This window comes from Flavobacterium sp. (assembly GCF_003525665.1).
In the GTDB taxonomy this organism is placed as follows: domain Bacteria; phylum Bacteroidota; class Bacteroidia; order Flavobacteriales; family Flavobacteriaceae; genus Flavobacterium.
The window spans coordinates 1-5,458 of sequence record NZ_DQDX01000019.1; the positions used below are offsets into that span (position 1 = coordinate 1).

General features: G+C 33.1%; 6 protein-coding genes. 4 read left to right on the forward strand and 2 right to left on the reverse strand.

Annotated features, from left to right (window positions below; all coding sequences use genetic code 11):
• Positions 1-246: 246 nt before the first annotated feature.
• Positions 247-1,035, forward strand: coding sequence for a glutamate dehydrogenase (locus tag DIU01_RS01385; RefSeq protein ID WP_290831470.1), 789 nt, complete (start codon positions 247-249; stop codon positions 1,033-1,035).
• A gap of 67 nt (positions 1,036-1,102) precedes the next feature.
• On the opposite strand, the gene DIU01_RS01390 is transcribed toward DIU01_RS01385, so the two are convergent.
• Positions 1,103-2,245: a cystathionine gamma-synthase gene (locus DIU01_RS01390; RefSeq protein WP_290831471.1), complete on the reverse strand. Its 1,143-nt coding sequence runs from the start codon at positions 2,243-2,245 to the stop codon at positions 1,103-1,105.
• A 254-nt stretch (positions 2,246-2,499) separates the two neighbouring features.
• Positions 2,500-2,937, reverse strand: coding sequence for a thioesterase family protein (locus DIU01_RS01395; RefSeq protein ID WP_290831472.1), 438 nt, complete (start codon positions 2,935-2,937; stop codon positions 2,500-2,502).
• A 163-nt stretch (positions 2,938-3,100) separates the two neighbouring features.
• Between DIU01_RS01395 and DIU01_RS01400 the strand changes: the two genes are divergently transcribed.
• The 3 genes from DIU01_RS01400 (at position 3,101) to DIU01_RS01410 (ending at position 5,285) form a co-directional block, all read left to right on the forward strand.
• On the forward strand, positions 3,101-3,460 hold the full coding sequence (locus DIU01_RS01400) for an arsenate reductase family protein (protein ID WP_290831473.1): 360 nt from the start codon (positions 3,101-3,103) through the stop codon (positions 3,458-3,460).
• Positions 3,453-4,346 (forward strand): DMT family transporter, encoded by an 894-nt coding sequence (locus tag DIU01_RS01405; protein WP_290831474.1) that lies wholly within the window; start codon positions 3,453-3,455, stop codon positions 4,344-4,346. The genes DIU01_RS01400 and DIU01_RS01405 overlap by 8 nt, the downstream gene beginning before the upstream one ends.
• A gap of 78 nt (positions 4,347-4,424) precedes the next feature.
• On the forward strand, positions 4,425-5,285 hold the full coding sequence (locus DIU01_RS01410; RefSeq protein ID WP_290831475.1) for a YicC/YloC family endoribonuclease: 861 nt from the start codon (positions 4,425-4,427) through the stop codon (positions 5,283-5,285).
• The last annotated feature ends 173 nt before the right edge of the window (positions 5,286-5,458 follow it).

The window sequence follows — 5,458 nt, forward strand, 5'->3', positions numbered from 1 at the left end:
GTTTAAGAAAACGTTTTCGGAATATTCGGCAAAGATACATTTTATTAAAAATATGCGCCTACTTTTTTTAAAATTCCCATAATTTTTATGTTTTTCTTAAGATTTTTTATCGGTAATCAAAATTACTCTGTAGTTTTAAAACTATTTCTGCATTTTTTCGTAGATATAGAAGTATTTATTTATTTTATTTTATTAGTGAATGATGTTTTTATATATTTGTCACGAATTGAATTAATTATATCCCAAATGTCCAAGTACCTCAAAATGTTATCTTTGCTTTTCATTGGTTTTGTAAATCAATCAAATGCACAGTTCGGTTTTTCTCATGAAATTGGAGTCATAGCTGGACCTGTAGCCTTTCAATCCGATTATGGAGAAAGGTATGATTTTTCAACCAATTCAGGCAATACTGGTTACGGAATTGGGTTAATTCACTACCTCAACTTTTCTTATAAAGCCGAGTGTAATTGCTACACACCAGAAACGTATTTTAACGATCACTTTAAACTTAGAAGTGAATTATCGTATAATAAAACACAGCTTCAGCATTTTGGAAAATGGGTTGATCCAGACAGAACGTCTTTAACCGCCGACCAATTACGTGCAATGAAAGGAAGTACAGCTGTTACAAATATTGGAATGCAATTGGAATTTTTTCCATACAGCATTAGAGACTTTACCGCAACTATTGGAAGTTGGGCACCATTCATAAGTTTAGGTGGACAATTTAGTTTCTATAAACCTACATCTTATTCAGAACTTGGTCCTGGTTTAGGAGAATTATTAACAGTTACTCCAGAAAAATACCGCAATGCTTTCGATAGAAAAGGTGGCAATACATGGTCTGTAGTATCAAGTGTTGGTACTCGATATAAATTAACTCCATTATCCGATTTAATGATTGACCTTAGATGGCAATATTATTTCTCTAATTGGGTTGATGGTTTAAATCCAGATCCAAATATTTATAAAGAAAACAGAGCCAATGATTGGAATGTTTGGCTAAACTTTGGATACATTTATTACTTACAATAGATTTCAGAAAAAACATAAAAAAACCCGATTCAAAAATATTGAATCGGGTTTTTTAGTATGTTTATTTTTATTTAAAGGCTTGTTCTAAATCGGCAAGTAAATCTTCAATATCTTCAACACCTGTACTTAATCGTACTAAATCATCGGTAATTCCCACTTCAAGACGTTTGTCTTCAGGAATTGATGCGTGTGTCATTAATGCTGGATGATTGGCCAAACTTTCAACACCACCAAGCGATTCTGCCAAAGTGAAAACTTTTACTTTTTCTAAAAATGAAATAGCATCTTCTTTTTTACCCGATTTGAATGTAAATGAAACCATTCCGCCAAAGTCACTCATTTGTTTTTTAGCAATATCATGAAACGGATGACTTGGTAATCCTGGATAATAAACAGTAGCAACTTTAGGATGATTGCTTAAAAATTGAGCTACTTTCATTCCGTTTTCACAATGTCTTTGCACACGCAAATGCAACGTTTTGATTCCACGTAAAACCAAATAACTGTCCATTGGACCAAGTGTTCCTCCAGTTGCAAATTGTTTGAAATGCAATTCGTCACCTAATGCTTTGTCCTTAATAATCAATGCTCCAGCAATAACGTCTGAATGTCCACCAAGATATTTTGTTGCTGAGTGCATCACAATATCAGCACCTAAATCTAATGGTTTTTGCAAATAAGGAGTTGCGAAAGTATTATCTACTGCGAAAAGCAAGTTGTGTTTTTTGGTAATTTTAGCAATTTCAGCAATATCTGCTAATTTCATTAACGGATTTGTTGGCGTTTCTACCCAAACCAATTTGGTATTTTCATTGATTAACGATTGGAATTTTTCCAAATCATTCATGTCAACAAAATGAAATTTGATTCCTGAATCTTTGTATAATCTTGTAAATAATCTATAAGTTCCGCCGTATAAATCGTCCATTGCAATGATTTCATCACCAGCTTTGAACATTCTAAGTAAACAATCGGTTGCGGCTAAGCCCGATGCAAATGCCAATCCGCGTGCGCCATTTTCTATAGAAGCCAAAGCGTCTTCTAGAGCTTGACGCGTTGGGTTTGCAGCACGACTGTATTCATAATCGCCAACTGGTTTTCCTGGACTAGTTTGAACATAAGTAGAAGTTTGAAAAACTGGAGTCATTACTGCACCAGTAACTTTTTCGTGGTGTTGTCCACCGTGTATAACTTTGGTATTAAATTTCATTTGTACTAATATTTTTTACAAAGATATAAAGATTGTTTTTAGCCAAGAAGATGGCAAGTCACAAAGTTGTTTTAAAATTGATAAGTCTAAATTTAACGAGAATACCTAGCCCAGATAGTAATGGAAAGCTTGGTGATGGAAAATTACAATTTTTCTTGACCAAAAATTGCGACCAACGGAAGCACATTTTTGGGCTTAGAAAAATGTGATTTTCCATCACCAACTTGCAATGAATAGCTGGAAATAGCTTCTAATTACAATTGCGTGAAATCGTCTGATTTTGGCATCATATTCATAACATCAATGGCAATTTGTGGTGTTGGATTTGCGATTTTTCTTAGTTTAGTGTCCATCCAAGCGCCATCTACAGTGATTGTTGCTAGAAGTTCGTCTTTGTCGTTTTTAAATTCGTGAATTAATGTCCATCGAGAAGCATCTTCTTTTACTTTTCCGACTTTGGTAGAAATAAAAACCTGTTGATTCATTCTCATTTCTTTTCTAAAAACACATTCCTCGCGAAACAAAATCGGACCAAAATGTTGTTCTTGCATAACTCTAACGGTCATTCCTAACTGTTCTAGAATTTCAACACGATGTTGCGCTCCAAAATCGTAATAAGCCGAATGTCGAACGTGAAAATTTGGATCTAAATCGGCCCAACGAATATGTATTTCTTTAGTAAAAGTGCTCATTTATTATAATTTTTTTACAAAAATAGCGAGTTTTTTGCTTTTTAAACCATTAAGAAAGTTAAGTTCAATGAGAAAATATGTTAAACTTAATTTTCTTAAATATCTTAATGGTTAAAATCTTTGAAATGAATTGAAAATCTTACTTTTGCAAAAAGAAAAAGTTATGACCGATACGATATACTATTTAGCGAGTTGCGACACGTGTAGAAAAATTATAAAATCGTTGCCAAAAAGTGCAAATTTAAAATACCACGATATAAAACAAGATCCAATTACGGTGGAAGAATTAGAATACATGCATTCACTTTCTGGAAGTTACGAAGCCTTGTTTAGTAAAAAAGCACAGTTGTACAAATCGATGGATTTGAAAAATAAAAACTTAACAGAAGACGATTATCGCAAGTATATTTTAGAGCATTATACCTTTATTAGTCGACCAGTTTTTATAATTCAAGACAAAATTTACATCGGAAACACGCAACAAAACATGTTACAAGTAATGAAAGCATTAGAAAATGTCTAAAAGAACTTGGGCTTTAATCGCCGCGACATTCGTTTCCATCATTTACGGATTGACTTTTACTGTTGCCAAAGACGTAATGCCAAAGTACATTGAACCATTTGGTTTTATAGTAATTCGGGTTTTTGGTGCAATGATTTTATTTTGGTTGGTATCCTTTTTTGGTCCGAAAGAGAAAATTGCTTTAGGAGATTTTCCTAGAATTATTGCTGCAGCTTTTTTTGGCGTTGCCTTAAATATGCTAACATTTTTTAAAGGATTGAGTTACACTTCTCCAATTATGGGTGCCGTTTTAATGGTAACAACACCAATGATTGTGCTCGTTCTTTCGGCAATAATCATGAAAGAACGCATGCTAAAACGCAAGGTTTTCGGATTAGTTTTAGGTCTTATTGGAACCGGAACTCTAATTCTTTACGGAAAATCGATGATAAATGCGCCAAATGCTACTTTAGGAAATTTACTGGTTTTTATAAACGCGGTTTCGTATGGTTTTTATCTAATTGTGGTAAAAAAACTGATGGATAAATACAACGCATTCACCTTTGTAAAATGGATTTACACCTTCGGATTTATAATGGTTTTACCTTTTGGATGGAACGAATTTCAAGCGATAAACTGGGCTATAGTTCCAAACGATATTTATTGGAAAATTGGCTTTGTTGTAGTGTTTTCAACATTTTTAACGTATTTGCTGAATTTAATTTCCATGCGTGAATTGAAACCAACAATCGTGGCAGTTTTCATTTATTTACAACCATTATTTGCCACAATTTTCGCCATCAGTTTGGGCAAAGACGAACTTACTTGGATCAAAATAACATCGGCGGTTTTAATATTTGTCGGAGTTTATTTGGTTACACAAAAAAAGAGTTCTCAGTCACAGTAAGCAGTCACAGTATAAAACTGAAAACTGCGACTTTGACTGAAAACTTTTAATTATATTTGAAGTCTATAAAATAAAAGAATGATACAATCAATGACTGGTTTTGGGAAAGCATCTTTGCAATTACCAACCAAAAAAATTACCGTAGAAATAAAATCGCTGAACTCAAAAGGTTTAGATTTAAATACAAGAATGCCTTCTGTTTTTAGAGAAATGGAATTGGGTTTACGCAACCAGCTTTCGCAAAAATTAGAACGAGGAAAAATTGATTTTTCGTTGTATGTGGAAATTACAGGCGAAGAAACATCGTCTAAAATCAATGTGCCAATTATAAAAGGTTACATCAACCAAATGAAAGCAGTTTTGCCAAATGCTGATGAAACCGAATTGATGAAAATGGCAGTAAGAATGCCTGATGCCTTAAAAACAGAACGTGACGAAATTGACGAAAACGATTGGAAAGAAATTCAAACGGTAATCGATCAATCGCTAGAAAACATGATGCAATTTCGAAGAGATGAAGGTGTTGCATTAGAAAAAGAATTTTTACATCGAATTGCAAATATCATGACGCTAATGAACAATGCAGTTGCGTATGATGCAGAACGAATTGAAACGGTAAAAACTAGATTAAAAACAGCACTTGACGAACTTCAAGCAAATGTAGATCAAAATCGTTTTGAGCAAGAATTGATATTTTATCTAGAAAAATACGATATTACAGAAGAGAAAGTTCGTTTAGAAAATCACCTGAATTATTTCATAGAAACTCTTGCTGGAACAGAAGCCAACGGAAGAAAATTGGGTTTTATTACTCAAGAAATGGGAAGAGAAATCAACACCATGGGATCAAAATCTAACCATTCTGAAATGCAGAAATTGGTGGTGATGATGAAGGATGAATTGGAGAAGATTAAGGAGCAAGTTTTAAACGTTTTGTAATTTATTTGTCATTCTGAACTTGATTCAGAATCTAAAAAACTAAGACTCTGAAACATTATGAAATTAATACTTATCATTTTTATAATTTCAATTTCCAGTATAAGAGACAGAGATTATAGTGAAATAAATAAAAGTTTAAATTTACCAGATTCTCTTGAATCTGTCTCTTATAC

Coding starts and splice junctions, on each gene's coding strand:
- DIU01_RS01395 (WP_290831472.1), bottom strand. CDS start 2,937: ATGAGCACTTTTACTAAAGAAATACATATTCGTTGGGCCGATTTAGAT.
- DIU01_RS01410 (WP_290831475.1), top strand. CDS start 4,425: ATGATACAATCAATGACTGGTTTTGGGAAAGCATCTTTGCAATTACCA.
- DIU01_RS01405 (WP_290831474.1), top strand. CDS start 3,453: ATGTCTAAAAGAACTTGGGCTTTAATCGCCGCGACATTCGTTTCCATC.
- DIU01_RS01390 (WP_290831471.1), bottom strand. CDS start 2,245: ATGAAATTTAATACCAAAGTTATACACGGTGGACAACACCACGAAAAA.
- DIU01_RS01385 (WP_290831470.1), top strand. CDS start 247: ATGTCCAAGTACCTCAAAATGTTATCTTTGCTTTTCATTGGTTTTGTA.
- DIU01_RS01400 (WP_290831473.1), top strand. CDS start 3,101: ATGACCGATACGATATACTATTTAGCGAGTTGCGACACGTGTAGAAAA.